The sequence below is a fragment of the Actinoplanes sp. NPDC051470 genome (genome assembly GCF_040682035.1).
Classification (GTDB): Bacteria; Actinomycetota; Actinomycetes; order Mycobacteriales; family Micromonosporaceae; genus Actinoplanes.
The window spans coordinates 150143-168925 of record NZ_JBFBAA010000015.1 but is presented as its reverse complement, the minus strand read 5'-3'; the positions used below and the strand labels follow the sequence as shown (position 1 = coordinate 168925).

General features: G+C 71.2%; 22 protein-coding genes. 4 read left to right on the top strand and 18 right to left on the bottom strand.

The window, feature by feature from the left end; translation table 11 throughout:
• Window positions 1-300 precede the first annotated feature (300 nt).
• Window positions 301-723 carry a hypothetical protein gene (locus tag AB0M54_RS26155; protein WP_364474205.1) on the bottom strand — a complete coding sequence of 141 codons (423 nt, stop codon included), beginning with the start codon at window positions 721-723 and terminating at the stop codon, window positions 301-303.
• A 162-nt stretch (window positions 724-885) separates the two neighbouring features.
• On the opposite strand from AB0M54_RS26155, the gene AB0M54_RS26150 reads away from it, so the two are divergent.
• Window positions 886-1491, top strand: coding sequence for a hypothetical protein (locus tag AB0M54_RS26150; protein WP_364318586.1), 606 nt, complete (start codon window positions 886-888; stop codon window positions 1489-1491).
• On the opposite strand, the gene AB0M54_RS26145 is transcribed toward AB0M54_RS26150, so the two are convergent.
• From AB0M54_RS26145 to AB0M54_RS26120, 6 genes are all read right to left on the bottom strand, one after another.
• Window positions 1483-2661: an ROK family protein gene (locus AB0M54_RS26145; protein WP_364474203.1), complete on the bottom strand. Its 1179-nt coding sequence runs from the start codon at window positions 2659-2661 to the stop codon at window positions 1483-1485. The two genes, AB0M54_RS26150 and AB0M54_RS26145, sit on opposite strands and share 9 nt — an antisense overlap.
• A 31-nt stretch (window positions 2662-2692) precedes the next feature.
• Complete coding sequence (locus AB0M54_RS26140) at window positions 2693-3958, bottom strand: ABC transporter permease (RefSeq protein ID WP_364318582.1); 1266 nt, start codon at window positions 3956-3958, stop codon at window positions 2693-2695.
• A complete protein-coding gene (locus AB0M54_RS26135; RefSeq protein ID WP_364318580.1) occupies window positions 3955-4758 on the bottom strand; it encodes an ATP-binding cassette domain-containing protein in 804 nt (267 codons plus the stop codon). Before AB0M54_RS26135 ends, AB0M54_RS26140 begins: the two co-directional genes overlap by 4 nt.
• A gap of 121 nt (window positions 4759-4879) precedes the next feature.
• Window positions 4880-5986: a substrate-binding domain-containing protein gene (locus AB0M54_RS26130; RefSeq protein ID WP_364318578.1), complete on the bottom strand. Its 1107-nt coding sequence runs from the start codon at window positions 5984-5986 to the stop codon at window positions 4880-4882.
• A gap of 365 nt (window positions 5987-6351) precedes the next feature.
• Window positions 6352-6834, bottom strand: coding sequence for a Cys-tRNA(Pro) deacylase (ybaK, locus tag AB0M54_RS26125; protein ID WP_364474201.1), 483 nt, complete (start codon window positions 6832-6834; stop codon window positions 6352-6354).
• A gap of 142 nt (window positions 6835-6976) precedes the next feature.
• Window positions 6977-8143 carry a methyltransferase domain-containing protein gene (locus tag AB0M54_RS26120; RefSeq protein WP_364474200.1) on the bottom strand — a complete coding sequence of 389 codons (1167 nt, stop codon included), beginning with the start codon at window positions 8141-8143 and terminating at the stop codon, window positions 6977-6979.
• A gap of 230 nt (window positions 8144-8373) precedes the next feature.
• On the opposite strand from AB0M54_RS26120, the gene groES reads away from it, so the two are divergent.
• Both groES and groL read left to right on the top strand, forming a co-directional pair.
• The gene (groES, locus tag AB0M54_RS26115; protein ID WP_084558066.1) at window positions 8374-8688 is read left to right on the top strand and encodes a co-chaperone GroES; all 315 of its coding nucleotides are present in this window, start codon (window positions 8374-8376) and stop codon (window positions 8686-8688) included.
• A gap of 72 nt (window positions 8689-8760) precedes the next feature.
• Complete coding sequence (gene groL, locus AB0M54_RS26110) at window positions 8761-10410, top strand: chaperonin GroEL (RefSeq protein ID WP_364318572.1); 1650 nt, start codon at window positions 8761-8763, stop codon at window positions 10408-10410.
• 57 nt (window positions 10411-10467) lie between these two features.
• Here groL and AB0M54_RS26105 read toward each other — a convergent pair whose 3' ends face one another.
• On the bottom strand, window positions 10468-10689 hold the full coding sequence (locus tag AB0M54_RS26105; protein WP_364318570.1) for a hypothetical protein: 222 nt from the start codon (window positions 10687-10689) through the stop codon (window positions 10468-10470).
• A gap of 24 nt (window positions 10690-10713) precedes the next feature.
• On the bottom strand, window positions 10714-11265 hold the full coding sequence (locus AB0M54_RS26100; protein WP_364318568.1) for a DinB family protein: 552 nt from the start codon (window positions 11263-11265) through the stop codon (window positions 10714-10716).
• A gap of 63 nt (window positions 11266-11328) precedes the next feature.
• On the opposite strand from AB0M54_RS26100, the gene AB0M54_RS26095 reads away from it, so the two are divergent.
• A complete protein-coding gene (locus AB0M54_RS26095) occupies window positions 11329-11595 on the top strand; it encodes a DUF1707 domain-containing protein (protein WP_364318566.1) in 267 nt (88 codons plus the stop codon).
• 4 nt (window positions 11596-11599) lie between these two features.
• Here the strand turns inward: AB0M54_RS26095 and AB0M54_RS26090 are convergent, their stop codons facing one another.
• Genes AB0M54_RS26090 through AB0M54_RS26050 form a run of 9 tightly spaced genes read right to left on the bottom strand, consistent with a single transcriptional unit; the run spans window position 11600 to window position 18779 of the window.
• Entirely contained in the window at window positions 11600-11854 is a 255-nt protein-coding gene (locus AB0M54_RS26090; protein ID WP_364318564.1) for a hypothetical protein, read from the bottom strand.
• Window positions 11855-11870: 16 nt separating this feature from the next.
• Window positions 11871-12917: a tRNA (adenosine(37)-N6)-threonylcarbamoyltransferase complex transferase subunit TsaD gene (gene tsaD / locus AB0M54_RS26085; RefSeq protein ID WP_364474198.1), complete on the bottom strand. Its 1047-nt coding sequence runs from the start codon at window positions 12915-12917 to the stop codon at window positions 11871-11873.
• On the bottom strand, window positions 12910-13347 hold the full coding sequence (gene rimI, locus AB0M54_RS26080; RefSeq protein ID WP_364318560.1) for a ribosomal protein S18-alanine N-acetyltransferase: 438 nt from the start codon (window positions 13345-13347) through the stop codon (window positions 12910-12912). Before rimI ends, tsaD begins: the two co-directional genes overlap by 8 nt.
• Window positions 13344-14000 carry a tRNA (adenosine(37)-N6)-threonylcarbamoyltransferase complex dimerization subunit type 1 TsaB gene (gene tsaB / locus AB0M54_RS26075; RefSeq protein ID WP_364318558.1) on the bottom strand — a complete coding sequence of 219 codons (657 nt, stop codon included), beginning with the start codon at window positions 13998-14000 and terminating at the stop codon, window positions 13344-13346. Before tsaB ends, rimI begins: the two co-directional genes overlap by 4 nt.
• A 2-nt stretch (window positions 14001-14002) precedes the next feature.
• The gene (ung, locus tag AB0M54_RS26070) at window positions 14003-14671 is read right to left on the bottom strand and encodes a uracil-DNA glycosylase (RefSeq protein WP_364318557.1); all 669 of its coding nucleotides are present in this window, start codon (window positions 14669-14671) and stop codon (window positions 14003-14005) included.
• Window positions 14668-15123: a tRNA (adenosine(37)-N6)-threonylcarbamoyltransferase complex ATPase subunit type 1 TsaE gene (gene tsaE, locus AB0M54_RS26065; protein ID WP_364319035.1), complete on the bottom strand. Its 456-nt coding sequence runs from the start codon at window positions 15121-15123 to the stop codon at window positions 14668-14670. Before tsaE ends, ung begins: the two co-directional genes overlap by 4 nt.
• Window positions 15123-16196, bottom strand: a complete 1074-nt coding sequence (locus AB0M54_RS26060; protein ID WP_364318555.1) for an alpha/beta hydrolase — start codon at window positions 16194-16196, stop codon at window positions 15123-15125. Before AB0M54_RS26060 ends, tsaE begins: the two co-directional genes overlap by 1 nt.
• Window positions 16193-17302: an alanine racemase gene (alr, locus tag AB0M54_RS26055; protein WP_364318553.1), complete on the bottom strand. Its 1110-nt coding sequence runs from the start codon at window positions 17300-17302 to the stop codon at window positions 16193-16195. The genes AB0M54_RS26060 and alr overlap by 4 nt, the downstream gene beginning before the upstream one ends.
• 10 nt (window positions 17303-17312) lie before the next feature.
• Window positions 17313-18779 (bottom strand): NAD(P)H-hydrate dehydratase, encoded by a 1467-nt coding sequence (locus AB0M54_RS26050; RefSeq protein ID WP_364474196.1) that lies wholly within the window; start codon window positions 18777-18779, stop codon window positions 17313-17315.
• Window positions 18780-18783: the final 4 nt, after the last annotated feature.

Here is an 18783-nt window from a genome sequence, read left to right as displayed (position 1 = left end):
GACGGTTCGGAGAACTGTCCACAGGGAGATCGGGCGTTGAGGACGCCGGAGAGCCGGCTCACAGTGATCGGCAGGACCTCGATCGGCATGGCCACGGCCACCGCGCCCAAGGAGCGCGCTCGAGTGGATGGCCACATCTGACGGGTTGGGCCGCGTTGGAGAACTTTCCGGGTGGAGGTCTGATGCATCGCTCGCGCTGGTCATGGGCGGAGCTTGAGTCGCACCAGGCAACCAACCTGCCCGCTCGCCCTTGAGCGGGCACGCTGCGACCAGCAGTTGAGCGTGCTGACGAGGGCGGGATCAGCTGTTGATGGTGACCGGCTCGGCGGGGGCGTGGATTTCGGAGCCTCCGTTGCGGCATTGGGGGCACCACGGCTGGAGGCGCTGGTGGGTGACGTAGACGAAGAGCAGGTAGGCCAGCGTCGCCTGGACGGCGGCCCAGCCGTAGCGGCCGATCGGGTGGGTGGACAGCAGGGCCGAGGCGAGCACCACGGCCAGATATGACCCGGCCAGCAGCTTGCTCTCGAAGAGGTGGGCCACCCGGAAGCGCAGGCTGTAGCGGCTTGCTACCGAGGCGGCGTCCAGCGGGAGGGCGCGGACGCAGCGTTCGCAGAGTTGGCGGTTGTGGGACAGGACCGCGTAGGCCAGGAACACGGTGAGCGCCACCAGGGCGAACAGGGCGGCAAGCGGCACCAGGGCGCTGAGGGCGGGGATGATCGTCATTACGATCAGTGCACCCACGACGGTGACTAACAGTCCAGGTGCGAAATGTCCGATCACCCTGCTCACGGCGTTAGCTCCCCTTCTCATGATCACTGAACGTAGTCACCGCAGAGGGAATAGCCCACCGTCCGTTCGGTGGAGGAGGGCTCGTAAAGTGTCGGGGTGATCGTGGTGGTGGAGGGGCCCTCGGCGGCGGGCAAGACGACCTGGTGCCGGCGTCAGGTGGGCCGCTTTGTCGCGGAGGACGCGGGCGGGGCGCCGGCCGAGCCGGGTGATGGGCAGGCGCTGGCCCGGCACTGGGCGCGGGTCAGCATCAAGCGCTGGGCGGACGCCGTCGAGCTCGAGCGCGCCGACGGCATCGCGTTCTGTGACACGGATCCGGTGAAGTTGCACTACGCCTGGGGTATGGCCGCGCTGGGGCTGGCGCCGCGCGCCACGTTCGACCGTGAGCTGGCGCTGGTGCGGACGGCGTTCGTGTCGGGGCGGCTCGGGCTGGCCGACGCGGTGCTGGTCAGCATGCCGGACGCGGAGGCGTTGCAGGCGCGGCGGGATGCCGACGAGACCCGGCGGCGGCGGAACTTCGCCACGCATGTGCAGCTGCGGGAGCCGTTGCGGCAGTGGTACGAGACGCTGGACTCGCTGGAACCCGGACGGGTGATCTGGGGGCTGCCCGACGAAGGGGTACCCAAGCTGCCTGAGCCGCGCGCGTACCGCACCGGCGGCGGGCTGCTGGACGCGCTGGTCGACGCGCTGCCGCCGCTACGCTGACATCGGGTCCTCGAGGATCCGTTCGAAGGCCAGCTCGCCGGCGCCGATCAGGGCCGCGTCGGTGCCGAGTTCGGGGGTACGCAGGCGGATGTGCTCGCGGGTCGCGGCCAGGGCGACCGAGTTCAGCCGGCTGCGGATGTGCGCCGCCGCGACCAGGTAGATGTCGCGCAGCGTGCCGCCGAAGATGACCGCCTCGGGGTTGAAGATGTTGGCCAGGTTGCCGACGCCGAAGCCGATCCAGTCGCCGACCTGGCGTACCGCCCGCTGAGCCTCGCGGTCGCCGCGCATGGCCGCCTCGACCACGTCGAGCACCGAGTCGCGGCCCGACTCGCCGGCCCGCCCGGCCGCCTGGAGCAGCGCCGACTCGCCGATCTCGGTCTCCCAGCAGCCCCGCGAGCCGCAGCTGCACGGCCGGCCGTGCGGGTTGACCACCATGTGGCCGACCTCGCCGCCGTAGCCGCCGTGCCCGGTGACCCGGCGGCCGCCGGCGATGATGCCGCCGCCGACGCCCACGTCGCCGTACAGGTAGATGACGTTGTCGCAGCCGACCGCGGCGCCGCGGCTGTGCTCAACCAGGGCCGAGACGTCGGCGACGTTGCCGACGGTGAACGAGCCGTGGTCGCCCACCGCGGAGCTGAGCGCCTCACCGACCGGTTCGTCCACCCAGCCGACCGTGGGCGCGAGCCGGACCACGCCGTCGTCGCGGCGGACCATCCCGGCCACCGCGCAGCCGCCGCCCACGTAGCGGGAGCCGTCCGGCACCGAGGCGCGCATCTCGTCGATGAAGTGGGCCAGCGGTTCGACCGCGTCCATCGCCTGCATGCCGCGCGGGCGGGCGGCGTCCCGCCGGTCCAGGATGCGCCCGCCCAGGCCGATGCGGGCGGCGCGCAGGCGGTCCACCTCGATGCTCACCGCGTACGCGAAGACTTTTGAGCTCTCGGGCTGAACCACCAGGGAAGGGCGACCGGCCCGCCCGGTCTCGCCCGGAGTGCGCTCGTTGACGAGCCCCGCGGTGGTGAGTTCCGCGGTGAGCGCCCCGATCGTGCTGCGGTTGAGGCCGAGCCGGGTGGTCAGTTCGGCACGGGAGGTCGCGCCGTGCACGTGGACATAGCGCAGCAGCGTTCCCAAGTTGTGCCGGCGCACCTCCTCCTGGGTGGGGCCGGCCCGCATCAGCGGGCCGTCCCCGTCACCAGGAGCTGATTCATCGGTTGCCGGTCGCGGCCGCTCTGCGCCTGGAGAGGGCGTCGACGCCGGCGGCCAGCAGCAGCACCGCACCGGTGAAGATGAACTTGGTGCCGGGGCTGAAGTTCATCAGACCCATGCCGTTGTCGATGACCGCGATCACGGTGCCACCGAGCACGGCGTCGATGACCCGGCCCTTGCCACCGAAGAGGCTGGTGCCACCGATGACCGCCGCGGCGACCGCGTAGAGCAGCACGTTGGAGCCACCCGAGCGGGGGTCCACCGAGCTGGCCCGGCTGGCCGCGACGATGCCGCCGATGGCCGCCATGAACGAGCCGATGACGAACACCGAGATGCGGATCCGGTCGACCGGGATACCGGCCCGGCGGGCCGCCTCGGCGTTGCCGCCGACCGCGTACACGTGCCGGCCGTAGGTGGTGCGGCCCAGGATGAACGTCCAGATGACCGCGAAGACCGCCAGGATCGGCACGACGATCGGCACGCCCTTGAGCGAGTTGATCGCCGGGTTGATCGCGCGCTCCTGCGACAGGATGGCGGTCGGGATCAGGACGACCAGCGCCAGACCGACAATCCGGGCCAGCACGATGCCCAGCGGGTCGGTGGCCAGGCCCCGGGAGGCGCGGCCGCGCAGCTTGACGAACTGGGTGGCGGCGTACGCGGCGATGCCGACCACGGCGAGCACCCAGCTCACGACGACCGGCATGTTCTTGTTGGCCAGCGAGAGCACGAACGAGTCCTGGATGGAGATGTTCGTGCCGCCGCTGAGCAACACCAGCAGGACACCTTGGAAGCTCAGGAACGCGGCCAGCGTGACGACGAACGACGGGATGCCGATCTTCGACACCAGGAAGCCCAGCAGGAAACCGATCAGCAGGCCGACGATCAGCGCGGCCGGGACCGCGGTGAACCAGGACCAGCCGTGCTTGGTCAGCAGCACGGCGGCGACCGCTCCGGCCACACCGCTGGTGTAACCGGCGGACAGGTCGATCTCGCCGAGCAGCAGCACGAAGACCAGGCCCATGGCGATGAAGATGACCGCCGCGCCCTGCGAGAAGAGGTTGCTGAAGTTCAGCGCGCTGATGAAGGTGTCCGGGCGGGCGATGCCGAAGACCAGGCAGAGCACGATGAGACCGGCGACGGCCGCGAGGCTGCCGATGTCACCGCCGCGCACCCGGCCGATGTAGTCGCTGACGTGGCTGGCGATCGTGGGCTTGGCCACCTGGACCTTTCCGGCGCCCGCGGGGCCGGTCGTGGTTGTGCTCACTGGTCGTCTCCCGGAGTGATGTCGACGTACTCGCTCGGCTTCTCCGGCGGCAGGCCGAGGTTGCCGCTGCGCCCGCCGGTGATCAGCTCGACCACCTGCGAGTGGGTGACGTCGGTCGCCTTCACCTGCGCGGCGGTGCGGCCGAGGTAGAGCGCCGCGATCCGGTCGGAGACCGCGAACACGTCGTTCATGTTGTGCGAGATGAGCACCACGCCGAGGCCGTTGTCGGCCAGCCGGCGGACCAGCTCCAGCACCTGGGCGGTCTGTGCCACACCGAGGGCGGCGGTCGGCTCGTCGAGGATGACCACCCGGCTGTTCCAGAGCACCGCCTTGGCGATCGCCACCGTCTGCCGCTGACCACCGGACAGGCTGGCGACCAGCTGACGCAGCGATTTCACGGTGCGGACGGACAGGCCGGCCAGGGTGTCGCCGGCCATCTGCTCCATGGTGGCCTCGTCCAGGGTGAGGCCCCTGGTCTTCTCGCGGCCGAGGAACATGTTCTGGACGATGTCCAGGTTGTCGCAGAGCGCGAGGTCCTGGTAGACGACCTCGATGCCCAGCGCGGAGGCGTCCCGGGGGCTGTGGATGGCCACCTGGTTGCCCTCGAACGTCACCGTGCCCGCGTCCATCGAGTAGATACCACTGACGCATTTGACGAGGGTGGACTTGCCTGCGCCGTTGTCACCGACGAGAGCGGTGACCTCGCCGGGGTAGACGCTGAGTCCGACGTCGTGCAGGACCTGGACGGGACCGAAACTCTTGTCGATCCCGCGCAGCTCCAGGAGAGGTGTCGCGGCCACGGATTGGTTCTCCTTTGCTGGTGACCGGTTCTGGGGGTGCGACGCCCGGCGCCGCCCACGCCCAGTCGCGGGCGTGAGCGGCGCCGTTCGTCAGCCGTCGGGGGTGACCCCCACAGTCAAATCAGCTGATGCCGTTTTCCGTGCACAGCTTGGCGAAGTTGCCGGTGCAGAGGGCTTCCTTGGTCACGAAGCCGTCCGCGATGACGTCCTTCACCGTCTCCTTGGTGATGGACTTCGGGGTCAGCAGCACCGACTTGACGTCCTGGTTCGACTCCGGGTCCTTGATGGTCCCGGTGGCGGTGGTCGGCGTCTCGCCCTTGGCCAACGAGATGGCCAGCCCGGCAGCCGCCTCGGCCTCCTGCTTGATCGCCTTGTAGACGGTCATGCACTGGTCGCCGGCGAGGATGTTCTGCAGACCCTGCACGGTGGCGTCCTGGCCGGTGACCGGGACCTGGCCGTTCAGCTTGTTCTTCTTCAGCACCTGGATGACCGCGTTGCCGAGGCCGTCGTTGGCGGCGAGCACACCCTTGATCTGCTTGTTCTGGGTGAGCATCTGCTCGAAGATCGTGCCGGCCTGGGCGTTGTCCCAGTCCGGAACGGACTGGTCCGGGCCCTTGGTGAAGGTGCCGTCGTCGTACTTCGGCTTGAGCACCGAGTCGTAGCCCTGCTTGAACAGCGTGGCGTTGTTGTCGGTGGGCGAGCCGTTGAGCTCGGCCACGACCGGCTTGGCCGCCTTGTTCGCGGTCAGGCAGTCGACCAGACCCTGGCCCTGCAGCTCGCCGACCTTGACGTTGTCGAACGACACGTAGTAGTTCGCGCCGCCGTTCAGGGTGAGGCGGTCATAGTCGATCGTGGCGATACCGGCGGCCTTGGCCTTGTCCAGCACGGCCTTGCCGGTGCCGGAGTCCAGGTTGACGATGACCAGAACCTTGACGCCGCTGGAGATCATGCCGTCCGCGATCGTCTGGAACGCGCTCTTGTCACCCTGGGCGTTCTGGATGTTGGCCTCAACACCGGCGGCCGCGAAGGCCGCCTTGAGGAACTTCAGGTCATCCGTGGCCCAGCGCTGCGAGCTGGCCGTGTCGGGCAGGATGATGCCGACCTTGCCCGGCGCCGAGCCGCCGCCGTTGCTTCCGGTGCCACCGGAGTCGCTGTCGGAGCCGCAAGCGGCCATGCTGCCGGTGGCCAACAGGCCAAGGGCGGCAAGGGCGAACATTCCCTTACGCATTACTTATGTCCTTTCGGGTAAATCCGGGCCTTCGTCGGATTCTCCAGTTTGCGCGGAGGGAGGGTTCGCTCCCCAGGACGCAGTGGATCAGGAGCATTTGTTGTGCCCGGCAACGTATTCCTGTTGCGGGCGGTTACACAAGCAGAGTTGCCGGGCCTTCTGGTCACAGGGCATAACAATCCGGCAACATGCCCGAAGCGACCGACGACTGTGCCGGTAGCCGCTTCGGCACCGGTTCCGGGCCGCTAGCTGGACTTGCCCCACAACGTGACGCTAAGTCACGCAGTGGTCCCAACCTGCCCGATCCCGGGATAAAGATCAGCCCCGGGACATAACGGTGTCGTAACGGCTCGGACAGATGGGGTCTATGTCCGAATGTGCGCAAGGGTTGCGGCGGTCAGACGGACCAGATCGTCCGGCGACAATGCGACCTGGAGGCCACGGCGGCCCGCGGAGACGTACATCAGATCCAAGGCCGTCACCGAGTCGTCGATCACCGTGGGCAGGCGGCGGCGCTGACCCAGCGGGCTGATCCCGCCCCGCACATAGCCGCTGCTGCGCTCGGCGTCGGCCCGGTCGGCGAGCGCGGCCCGTTTGCCGCCGGCCGCGTGGGCCAGGGCCTTCAGGTCGAGATCGCCGGTCACGGGTACGACCGCGGTCGTCAGGGAGCCGTCCACCGCGGCGATCAGCGTCTTGAAGACCCGCTCCGGAGGGACGCCGATCGCCTCGGCCACTCGGGCGCCGTAGTCGGGGGTGTCGGCGTCGACCTCGTAGGTGTGCAGGGTGTGCGCAACCTTCTGCGCAGTGAGCAGCACCGTTGCCGGAGTGCCGGCCGCTTTCTTAGCCACGGCGCGGAGGCTAGCGCGGGGTAGCTGTGCGAAAAAATCAACACCCATGTCGTAGCTCGGTGGGTGGCGCCGGCCGCTGCTCCCGCCGAGGTCGCCTCGCCTCCGGCGACGGCTCGGCGTGCGTGCGTGGTCGCCCTCTTTCTCAGGAGTGGGTGGTGACCAGGGCGGTCGGTGCGCCGGCCACCCGGGTCAGGACGATGCCGGCGGCGGACGTGCCGGCGAGTTTGAGGTCGCGGCGGAGCCGGTCGGGTTCCAGGGCCGAGCCCCGCTTGCGGATCTCCAGGCGGCCGACGCCCCGCTCGCGGAGCGCCGCCCGGAGGCGCTTGAGCGAGAACGGCAGCACGTCCAGCACCTCGAGGCGCCGGGCGTACGGGGTGTCGACGGCGTCGTCGGCGTACACGTAGGCGATCTCGGGGTCGGCGAGCCGGCCACCGACCGCCGACGCGAACTCCGCGACCAGATGCGAGCGGACCACGGCCGGGTCCGGGTCGTAGAGCCAGCGGCCGACCGGCCCGACCGGTCCGTCCCGCTCCCCGGTGCCGGTCAGCTCCTGACCGCCCGGCAGCAACGTCGCGCGGCGCGGGACCGCGGCCAGCGGGCCGCACCAGAAGGCGGCCTCGACCAGGTCGCCGCCGACGCTGACCCACTCGCCCTCGGCGCCGGCCGGGAGCAGGGCGTGGTCGATGCCGGGCGCGAGCTTCAGGACCGTCCGGGGCACGCGGGCGGCCAGCCCGGCCACGAAGTCCCAGGGCGGCGAGAACGACGCGGGGTCGAACACCCGGCCCCGCCCGGCCTTGCGGCGCGCCGGGTCGGCGAACACCGCGTCGAACCGCTCGACCTCGACCGTGGTGGCGTCGGCGCAGGTCACCTCGATGCGGTCGGCGAGACCGAGCGCGTCCGCGTTGGCGGCGGCGGTCGCGGCGGTGAGCGGATCGGCGTCGACGGCGTGCACCCGGAGGCCGGCCCGGGCGAAGGCCAGCGCGTCGGCGCCCAACCCGCAGCCGAGGTCGGCGACGGTTCGCACCCCGGCGGCGGCCAGGCGGGCGGCCCGGCGCTCGGCCACCACCGCCCGGGTCGCCTGTTCCAAACCCGGACGGGTGAAGAACATCCGGTCGGCCGCGGCGCCGAACTTGGCCCGCGCCGAGCGTCGCAGGGTGGCCTGGGTGAGGGCCGCGGCGGCCAGCCCGGGTTCCACCCCACGAGCGCGCAGCGCGGTGCCGGCGGTCAGCGCGTCACCGCCGGCCAGGTCCGCGGCGGCCGCCAGGACCTCGTGGTCATTACGCAGCTCAGCCAACAGTTCGAGGTCCACGGGACGACATTCTCCCCTGGGCGAACTCGTTGGCACTCTGGTTGACGGAGTGCTAGTTCCGGCATAACCTCCGACTTAGCACTCTCACCATGAGGGTGCCAGCGTGAGCCCAGCGATGGGCCGCGTTTGCGCCAGGCGGACCGGCACCCGCGACGACGGCCCCGCCCGGTGGCATGAGGCATCAGTCCGGCCTCGCTGACGAGGTCGGCAACACCTGTACCCAGGAGGGTATGCCCGTGACTACCGCGACCAAGGTTGCGATCAAGCCGCTTGAGGACCGCATCGTGGTCCAGGCCAATGAGGCGGAGACCACCACGGCGTCGGGCCTCGTGATCCCCGACACCGCGAAGGAGAAGCCGCAGGAGGGCACCGTCCTCGCGGTCGGCCCCGGACGCATCGACGACAAGGGCAACCGCGTCCCGATCGACGTCAAGGTCGGCGAGACGGTCCTCTACTCGAAGTACGGCGGCACCGAGGTCAAGTACGCCGGCGAGGAGTACCTGGTGCTCTCCGCCCGCGACGTCCTCGCGGTCATCGAGAAGTGACCTACTGATGTGCTGACCGCCTCGGTCCCCGGCGACGGGGACCGGGGCGGCTGTGCGTGAAGGGACCAATAGATGGCGAAGATTCTCAGCTTCTCAGACGACGCCCGGCACCTGCTGGAGCACGGCGTCAACACGCTCGCCGACACGGTCAAGGTCACCCTCGGCCCGCGCGGCCGCAACGTCGTCCTCGACAAGAAGTTCGGCGCGCCCACGATCACCAACGACGGTGTCACCATCGCCAAGGAGATCGAGCTCTCCGACCCGTACCAGAACCTCGGCGCCCAGCTGGTCAAGGAGGTGGCGACGAAGACCAACGACGTCGCCGGCGACGGGACCACCACGGCGACCGTCCTCGCCCAGGCACTCGTTCGCGAGGGCCTGCGCAACGTGACGGCGGGCGCCAACCCGATCGGCCTCAAGCGGGGCATGGACCTGGCCGCCGAGGCCATCTCCAAGGCGCTGCTCGACAAGGCCGTCGACGTGGACGACCACAAGGCGATCGCCAACGTGGCCACCATCTCGGCCCAGGACGCCACCATCGGCGAACTGATCGCCGAGTCGATGGACCGGGTCGGCCGCGACGGCGTCATCACGGTGGAAGAGGGTTCGGCGCTCAGCACCGAGCTCGAGGTCACCGAGGGTCTGCAGTTCGACAAGGGCTTCATCTCGCCGAACTTCGTGACCGACGCCGAGTCGCAGGAGTCCGTCCTCGAGGACGCGTACATCCTGATCACCACGCAGAAGATCTCCTCGGTCGAGGAGATGCTCCCGCTGCTGGAGAAGGTGCTCCAGTCGGGCAAGCCGCTGCTGATCATCGCGGAGGACGTCGAGGGCCAGGCCCTGTCCACCCTGGTGGTCAACGCGATCCGCAAGACCTTCAAGGTCGCCGCGGTGAAGGCTCCCGGCTTCGGCGACCGGCGCAAGGCGATGCTGCAGGACATGGCGATCGCCACCGGCGGCGAGCTGATCGCGCCCGAGCTGGGCTACAAGCTCGACCAGGTCACCCTGGAGATGCTCGGCAGCGCCCGCCGGGTGGTCGTCGACAAGGAGAACACCACCATCGTCGATGGTGGCGGCGTCTCCTCCGAGGTGACCGACCGGGTCGCTCAGATCCGCAAGGAGATCGAGGCGTCCGATTCCGACTGGGACCGCGAGAAGCTCGCCGAGCGGCTGGCCAAGCTGTCCGGCGGCATCGCGGTGATCAAGGTCGGCGCGGCCACCGAGGTCGAGATGAAGGAGCGCAAGCACCGCATCGAGGACGCCATCGCGGCGACCAAGGCGGCGGTGGAAGAGGGCACCGTCCCCGGTGGCGGCGCCGCGCTCTCGCAGATCACCTCGGTGCTCGACGGCAACCTCGGCCTCACCGGCGAGGAGGCCATCGGCGTCCAGATCGTCCGCAAGGCGCTGGACGAGCCACTGCGCTGGATCGCGCAGAACGCCGGCCACGACGGCTACGTCGTGGTGGGCAAGGTTCGTGAGCTGGGCTGGGGCCACGGCCTCAACGCGGCCACCGACGAGTACGTCGACCTGGCCGCGTCCGGCATCATCGACCCGGTCAAGGTGACCCGCAACGCGGTCTCCAACGCCGTGTCGATCGCCGGCCTGCTGCTCACCACGGAAAGCCTCGTGGTGGAGAAGCCGGCCGAGCCCGACCCGGCCGCCGGCAGTAGCCACGGGCACAGCCACGGTGGCCACGGCCACCAGCACGGCCCGGGCTTCTGACCGTCGCACGACCCACATCAACGAAAGGCGCGCTGTCTCCCCACGGCGCGCCTTTCGTCATTGGTTCGAACGCCCGGCCACGACCAGCAGCATCCCGGCGATCCAGGGGATGACGGCGAGCACCGCGCCTTCGACCCCGCCGAAGATGAAGAGCGCCACCGCGGCGACACAACAGGCGATCCCGGCGATGAACAGCCGGCGCCGGGGCGGCCGGGTGGTGAACCGCTCCTCGCGAAGGGGCGCGACGATGTCGTCGAAGTCGTTGTCGCCCTCCGGCATCGCGGCCACCTCCCGGAAACCACGCTACTGGCCGACGCGCCCGTCGACGCGCTCGCGGATCAGGTCGGCGTGACCGCAGTGCCGGGCGTACTCCTCGATCAGGTGGACGAGGACCTGCCGCAACGGATCCCCGGCGGCGCCGATCACGCCGAGGTCGGCCTGGCCGGCGACGTAGGCGTCGGCGAACGCGACCTCCTCCCGCCAGCGTTCCCACGCCTCGGCCACCATCGCCGGGTCAGCCACCGCGTCGTCGAAGTCGCCGTTCGGATTGTCCTCGCTGCGGTAGAGCCGCGGCCCGTCCTGCCCGGCCATCCGTAGCCGGAACCAGGTCTGCTCCACGCCCGCCAGGTGCCGGAGCAGGCCCAGCAGCGACAGGTTCGACGGGGGGACGGAACGGGCGGCCAGCTGGGCCGCGTCCAGCCCGGCGCACTTCATCTCGAGGGTCAGCCGATAGTCCCGGAGGTAGCCCAGCAGCGTGGCCCGTTCGCCGTCGAAGTTCTCGTCCGACCGTGGATCGTCGTCGGGGTGGACCCACATGTCCCACCACCCGAACTTACGTTCAGTCACTTCCGACATACGCCTAGCGAACGCCCATTCGGCGGTACCGGGCAACCCAGTTTCTTCGCTAGCATCCGGCCCGTGGACATCCGTGCGTCGGACGACGATCGCCAGCGAGTGGTGGCCGCCCTGGAGCGGCACACCGGCGCCGGCCGGCTGACGCTCGACGAGTTCGCGGCCCGGGTCGAGGCGGCGGTCGGCGCCCGCACGAAGTCTGAGCTCGCCGCCGTGACCAGCGACCTGCCGGCCACCGAGGACGATCACCCGCGGCGCGAGCTGCTCGTGGTCTTCCTCATCGCGATCGTCACGCTGGTGATCCTCGCCCTGTTCATCGCCCTGCGGAACTGACGATTCAGCGGTCCACCGGGCTGAAGTCCCAGACGTGCGGCGAGCGCGCCACCAGCGACGCGGGCGGCGCCGGCATCGCGACCGGGGAATGGCGCCATCGAGAGATGACCACGATGCGCTTGTCGGTGGACGAGTAGACGTCCGTCGACACATGTTGGGGCAGCACCTCGAGTTCAGGCACGGCCTTCTCACACACCCAGGTCAGCAACTCGTCGAAGCCGCTGCCGAGGGCGCGCACCTCCCACATCCGCGCAATCATGAGCCACTGCCTACCTTCACGCGGTGATCGCCGTCAATGGCATGGCGGAGTCGGCGGGCAGATCCAGCCGGCTCGGCGCCACGCCGGCCGCCACGAGGTGCGAGCCGAGCGCCGCGACCATCGCGCCGTTGTCGGTGCACAACTGCGGTCGGGGTACGCGTACCCGGATGCCGTGTTTCGATGCACGATCCGTGGCCAGCGCCCGCAGCCGGGAGTTGGCCGCCACCCCGCCGCCGATCACCAGCGTCTCCACGCCGTTGGCCCGGCAGGCCTCGATCGCCTTGGCCGTGAGCACGTCGCAGACCGCCTCCTGGAAGCTGGCCGCCACGTCGGCCACCGGGATCGTCGTCCCCTCCCGCTGCCGGGCCTCGACCCAGCGCGCGACCGCGGTCTTGAGGCCCGAGAACGAGAAGTCGTAGCGGTGCGCGGCCAGGTCCTTGGCCGCGGTCAGCCCGCGCGGGAACGGGATCGCGGCGGCGTCGCCGGAACGGGCCCGGCGGTCGATCACCGGCCCGCCCGGGAAGCCCAGCCCGAGCAGCCGCGCCACCTTGTCGAAGGCCTCGCCGGCAGCGTCGTCGATGGTCGCGCCGAGCGGTGTCACGCCGGCCGTCACGTCGTCGACCAGCAGCAGCGACGAGTGGCCGCCGGAGACCAGCAGGGCGATCGCCGGCTCGGGCAGCGGGCCGTGCTCCAGGGTGTCCACCGCCACATGCGCGGCGAGGTGGTTGACCCCGTAGATCGGCTTGTCCGTCGCGAGGGCGTACCCCTTGGCCGCGGCGACGCCGACGAGCAGCGCGCCGGCCAGACCCGGCCCGGCCGTCACGGCGATCGCGTCGATGTCGGCCAGGGTGACCTTCGCCTCGTCGAGCGCCCGCCGCATGGTCGGCACGATGGCCTCCAGGTGGGCGCGGCTGGCCACCTCGGGCACCACGCCGCCGAAGCGGGCGTGCTGGTCGACGCTGGAGGCGAGCGCGTCGGCGAGCAGGGTGTGGCCGCGGACGATGCCGACGCCGGTCTCGTCGCACGAGGTCTCGATACCGAGAACGAGAGGGCCGTCAGCCATTGCGCATCATCACCAGGGCGTCCGTGTTGCTGGGTTGGTAGTAGCCGCGGCGGATGCCGACCGGCTCGAAGTCGTATCGGGCGTACAGGCGCTGGGCCGGCTCGTTGTCGACGGCCACCTCGAGCAGCGTCTTGCGGCTGCCCTGCCGGGCGGCCTCGGCGAGCAGCGCCTCCAGCAGCTCGCGCCCGATGCCCCGCGTCTGGGCGTCCCGGCGGACCGCGATGTTCTGCACCCAGGACTCCTCGGCGTCCACGACGGACAGTCCGGCGTACCCGAGGATCTGGTTCTCCTCGGTGAAGATCAGGTAGTAGCGGCGCAGGGCGAGCTCGTTCCAGAACATCGCCGGCGACCACTTCTCGGCCCCGAAGAGGTCTTCCTCGATCCGCAGCACCTCGTCGATGTGCCACCACCGCAGCCGGGACAGCGTCATGGCAGCACGGACTTGCGCCCGGCCGGCTCGACCGCGTCCGGCCGGCGCAGGTAGAGCGGGGTGAGCAGCTCGCCGGCGGCCTTACCCAGGACCCGGTCGGCGGCCAGCGCGATCAGGGCGGCGCCGGGCGGGTAGAGCACGTGCTCGTCGATCGGCAGCCCGATGATGTCGCTGTACTTCACGGCGCCCTCCCCCACGGCCCGGTCGGCCCGGCCGGTGAAGGAGGCCGGCTTCGCCACCGCCGGTTCGGTGACGCGGTGTCCGTCCAGATAGGTCGCGAAGTAGATCTCCTTGCGGCGGGCGTCGGTCGCCACCAGCACCCGGCCCGGCCCCGCGGCGCGACCAAGACCGTCAAGACTGCAGACACCGTACGTCGGGATGCCCAGCGCCTGGCCCATGCTCGCCGCGGTGGCCAGCCCAACGCGGAGCCCGGTGAACGGGCCCGGCCCGAGGCCGGCGACGATCGCGCCGAGGTCGCCGGGACGCACTCCGGCCTCGGCCAGCGTCGCGTGGATCTGGGGCGCGAGCAGCTCGCCGTGCGCACGCGGGTCGACGGTCCGCCGTTCGGCCAGGCCGTGCAGGCCGGCGCCGGTGACCTCGGCGACGGCGGCGGTCGAGGCCGGCGTCGCGGTGTCCAGGGCCAGTACGAACACGGCTAGCCCCAGACGATCGTCGGACGGCCCGCGTCGGCCAGCGCCTTGTTCGCCGCGCTGAACGGGCGCGTGCCGAGGAAACCGGCCCGGTTGAGCGGGCTGGGATGCCCGGCCTCCAGCACGATGTGGGCCGGGTTGGTGATCAGCGCGGCCTTCTTGCGGGCGTAGCCGCCCCAGAGCAGGAAGACGATCCGGTCGTCCCGCGCGTTCAACGCCTCGATCGTCGCGTCGGTGAACGCCTCCCAGCCCTTGCCCGCGTGCGAGCCGGCCTTGGTCGCCCGGACGGTCAGCACCGCGTTGAGCAGCAGCACACCCTGCCGCGCCCAGCCGGTCAGGTCCCCTGTGGACGGCACCGTCACTCCGAGGTCCGAAGCCAGCTCCTTGAACACGTTGCGCAACGACGGCGGGATGCGCACACCGTCACGAACGCTGAAGCTGAGCCCGTGCGCCTGGCCCGGACCGTGATAGGGGTCCTGCCCGAGGATCATGACCGAAACCGACGAGGGCGGGCACAGCCGGTAGGCCGCGAACAGGTCCTCGATCGGCGGATAGATCGTGTGGTCGCGGTATTCGGCCGCGATGAACTCGCCCAGGGCGGCGGTCCGTTCCGCGTCCAGGTGCTCGGCCAGCGCCTCCGGCCAGGGGGCGGGCAGCAGCTCCAGAAGGTTCATTCGTCGATGTCCTTGATCCTTGTTTCCCAGTCGGCGCCGTGCGGGATCAGGTCCACCACCCGCGTGTCGTCGTCGCGGCGGTCGATGCGGACCTGGAGGTATTCGTCGTTGAGCTGCTCGGCCAGGCCCTCGCCCCACTCGACCACGGTGACCGCGTCGCCGGCCGAGGCGTCCAGGTCGAGGTCGTCGATCTCGGCCCGCGGGTCGGGGCGATCACCCAGCCGGTACGCGTCCGCGTGCACCATCGGCACCGGCCCGCGATGCACCCGGGCGATCACGAACGTCGGCGAGGTGATCGCGCCCTGGACGCCCAGCCCGGCCCCGATCCCCTGCGCCATCGCGGTCTTGCCGGCGCCCAGCGGCCCGGTCAGCAGCACCAGGTCGCCGGGTCGCAGCACCGAGGCCAGCCGGCGGCCGAAGGAACGCGTATCTTCCACTGTGGAGAGCAGGATCACGAGATCTTCTCCAGGAACGGCAGGATCGCCGCGTTCACGTCGTCGGCCTTCTCGAGCATCACCACGTGGCCGCTGTTGTCGATCTTCCTGAGCACCGCCTCGGGCAGGTGCCGGAGGATCTCCTCGGAGTGGGTGACCGGGGTCAGATAGTCCTTGGTGCCGACGATGACCAGCACCGGGACGCCGCGCAACGCGGAGAGGGCCGGGAACCGGTTGTGCGTGTAGAGCGTGTGCAGGTATTTCGTCAGCGTCTCGACCGACGTCTTGGCGTTCATCTGCTCGACGAAGGTGACCAGCGAGGCGCTCGGCTTGTCCTCGCCGAAGCCGTACCGCCGGGTGAGCAGCCAGGCCAGGTCGGAGGTGGCAATGCGGGCCTTGTTGATGGCCGGGCCGCCGAGCCGCGCGGCGGTGTTCCAGATCGGGAACCAGGGCGCGCTGGCCCGCGCGACCAGGGTGGGCAGGCCGATCTTGGTCTTGTCGATCAGGCCGGCCGAGGTCGAGATCAGCACCACGCCGGTGACCCGCTCGCCGAACCACTCGGGGTACTGCTCGGCGAACGCCATGATCGTCATGCCGCCCATCGAGTGCCCGACCAGGATGATGTGGCCGGTCGGCACGGTCTTGTCGAGGATCGCGGCCAGCGACTTGCCCAGCGCGGCGATGTCGTAGTCGCCCGACTTCAGCTTGCCGGACCGGCCGTGGCCCGGCTGGTCGTAGAAGACCATCCGGTGGTCGCCCTGCTCGGTCAGCACCTTGCGCTGGAAGTAGAACGTGCCCATGTCCAGGGCGAAGCCGTGCACGAAGACGATCGTCGGCCGGTCGTTCGGCCCGTCGGCCGGCTCGACCACCTCGACGTGCAGGTCGGTGCCGTCGGCCGCGGTGACCGTCAGCTCCTCGTCGAACGGCTGGTCGCCGAACTCCTCCTCGCGGTGCGGGTCGCCGGGCGCGTTCACCGATCGGCGGACCAGCGCCCGCTCGACCGCGAACGCGGTGGCCAGGCCGGCCGCGGCGACACCGACCACGGCGCCGACGATGCCGACGTGCTTCTTGGTGATGGCCGGCCGGCTCATGGATGACCCCCGTCGTAGACCTTCGGCACCCGGCTCCCGCCGAACCGCGTCACGATCTCGTAGTTGATCGTCCCGCACACGGCGGCCCAGTCGTCGGCGGTGGGCGTGCCCGGACCGAACAGCGTGGCCACGTCGCCCGGCGCCACCGGGTCGTCGCCGCAGTCGATCACGATCTGGTCCATGCACACCCGGCCGGCGATGGTGTGCACCCGCCCGTTGACCTCCACCGGCCCGGCATTCGACGCGTGCCGGGGCACCCCGTCGCCGTAGCCGAGCGGGACCAGGGCCAGGGTGGTCTCCCGCTCGGTGTGGTAGGTCAGGCCGTACGAGACGCCCTGTCCGGCCGGCACGCGCTTGACCATGGCGATCCGGGCCTGGGCGGTCATCGCCGGGCGCAGGCCGAACGCCTCGCCCTCGATCGGCGACAGCCCATAGATCGCGATGCCCGGCCGGACCAGGTCGTAGTGCGCGTCGGGCCGGGTCAGCAGGGCCGCCGAGTTGGCGATGTGCCGGTAGCGCGGCGTCACACCGGTCTGTTCGGCCACCGCGAGCCCGTCGGCGAACGCGGCCAGCTGCCGGCCGATCGACTCGTGGCCCGGCGAGTCGGCACAGGCGAAGTGGCTCCACACGCCGACCACCTCGATGTCGCCCGCCGCCTCGGCCTTGGCCGCCGCCTCGACCAGCGCGGGCCACTCGTCGGCCGGCGCGCCGCCGCGGCCGAGCCCGGTGTCGAGCTTCAGATGGACGCGAGCCGCCCGCTCGGCCCCGCGGGCGGCGGTGACCTGCTCGGCCAGTTGCTCCAGGCTCGCCGCGCTCAGGTCGACACCGGCCGCCACCCCGTCATGCAGCGGCAGCCCGGGGGCGTTGAGCCAGGCCAGCACGGGCGCGGTGATGCCGGCGCGGCGCAGGGTCAGGGCCTCGTCCAGGGTGGCCACGCCGAGCCAGGTCGCGCCGCCGGCCAGCGCCGCCCGGGCCGCCGGAACCATGCCGTGGCCGTAGCCGTCGGCCTTGACCGCGGCCATCACCTCGGCGGTGGTGCGGGCGCGCAACAACGCCACGTTGTCCCGGATCGCGTCCAGATCGACCCGGACCTCGGCCTGCCACATGGCTCCCAGCCTACTGAGCGGGAACGGGACCGACGGTGTCCCGGATCGCGCCGGGCAGCGCCGCGGCCACGTCCGGCGCGGTGACCGGTCCGTCCGCCGCGGCCCGGCGGCCGGCCAGCCCGTGCAGGTAGGCCGCCGCGACCGCGGCCCGCTCGGGCGCCAGCCCGGCCGCCAGCAACGAGCCCAGCAGCCCGGCGAGCACGTCGCCGCTGCCCGCGGTGGCCAGGGCGGACGTACCGGTCGGGTTGGCCCAGACCTGGCCGGCCGGGGTGGCCACGATGGTGCGATCACCCTTGAGGAGGACGACGGCGTTGATCCAGGCGGCCAGCCGCAGGGCGGCGGCCATCCGGTCGGCGCCGGGCGCCTCGCCGGCCAGCCGCTTGAACTCGCCGTCGTGCGGGGTGAGCACCAGCGGGGCGTCCCGGCGCAGGTCGTCGGCGTGCTTGCCGTCCACCAGCAGGGTCAGCGCGTCGGCGTCGAGCAGGACCGGCAGCGAGGTGGCCAGCACGCTGCGCAACTCCGTGCGGGCGGCCTCGTCGGTGCCCAGGCCCGAGCCGCAGACCCAGGCCTGCACCCTTCCGGCCTCGCCGACCCGCGGCGCCGCCACCACCGAGGGATGCGCGCGGACGACCTCGGCGTGGGCGCTGCCGGCGTAGCGGACCATGCCGGTCGGCCCGGCCAGGGCGCCGGTCGTGGACAGCAGGGCCGCGCCGGGATACGTGGCCGAGCCGGTGGCCACCCCGACGACGCCACGGCTGTACTTGTCGGACTCCGCGCCGAGCGTGGGCCACCATTCGGCGATGTCTTCCGCGTCGGGCACGCGTACCGCCGGATCGCTCCTCAGCATCGGGCCGAGCCCGATGTCGACCAGGTCGACCTGGCCCGCCCGGGGCGCCGCCGGACCCACCACATGCGCGGGTTTGAGGCTGCCGAAGGTCACCGTCACGTCCGCGGTCACCGCCTCGCCGGGCACGTCACCGGTGTCGACCGTCACACCGCTCGGCACGTCCACCGCGACCACCGGCGGCCGGCCACCGTCCCGCGCCCGCAGCCCACCCAGCGCCTTGACCAGGCTCGCCGCCTCGGGCCGCAGCCCGCCGCTGGCCCCGATGCCCACGATGCCGTCGAGCACCAGGTCGGCCTGGGCCGGCAGGTCACGCACGGTGAAGCCGCCGGATGCCCGGAGGGCGGCCAGGCCATCCAGGTGGACGCGGTCGGGGTTCAGCAGGAGGGCGCGTACCTGGGCCCCGCGCTCGGCCAGCCGGGCGCCCGCGTAGAGCGTGTCGCCGCCGTTGTCGCCGCTGCCGACCAGCAGCAACACCCGGGCCCCGTAGACGCCGCCGGACCCGGTCAGCAGGAGCCCGCAGCGCCGGGCCAGGCCGGCCGCGGCCCGCTGCATCAGCGTGCCCGCCGGCAGCGTGGCCATCAGCGCCTTCTCGGCCGCGCGCACGTCGGCGACGCGCCAGGCAAGCCGCATGTCG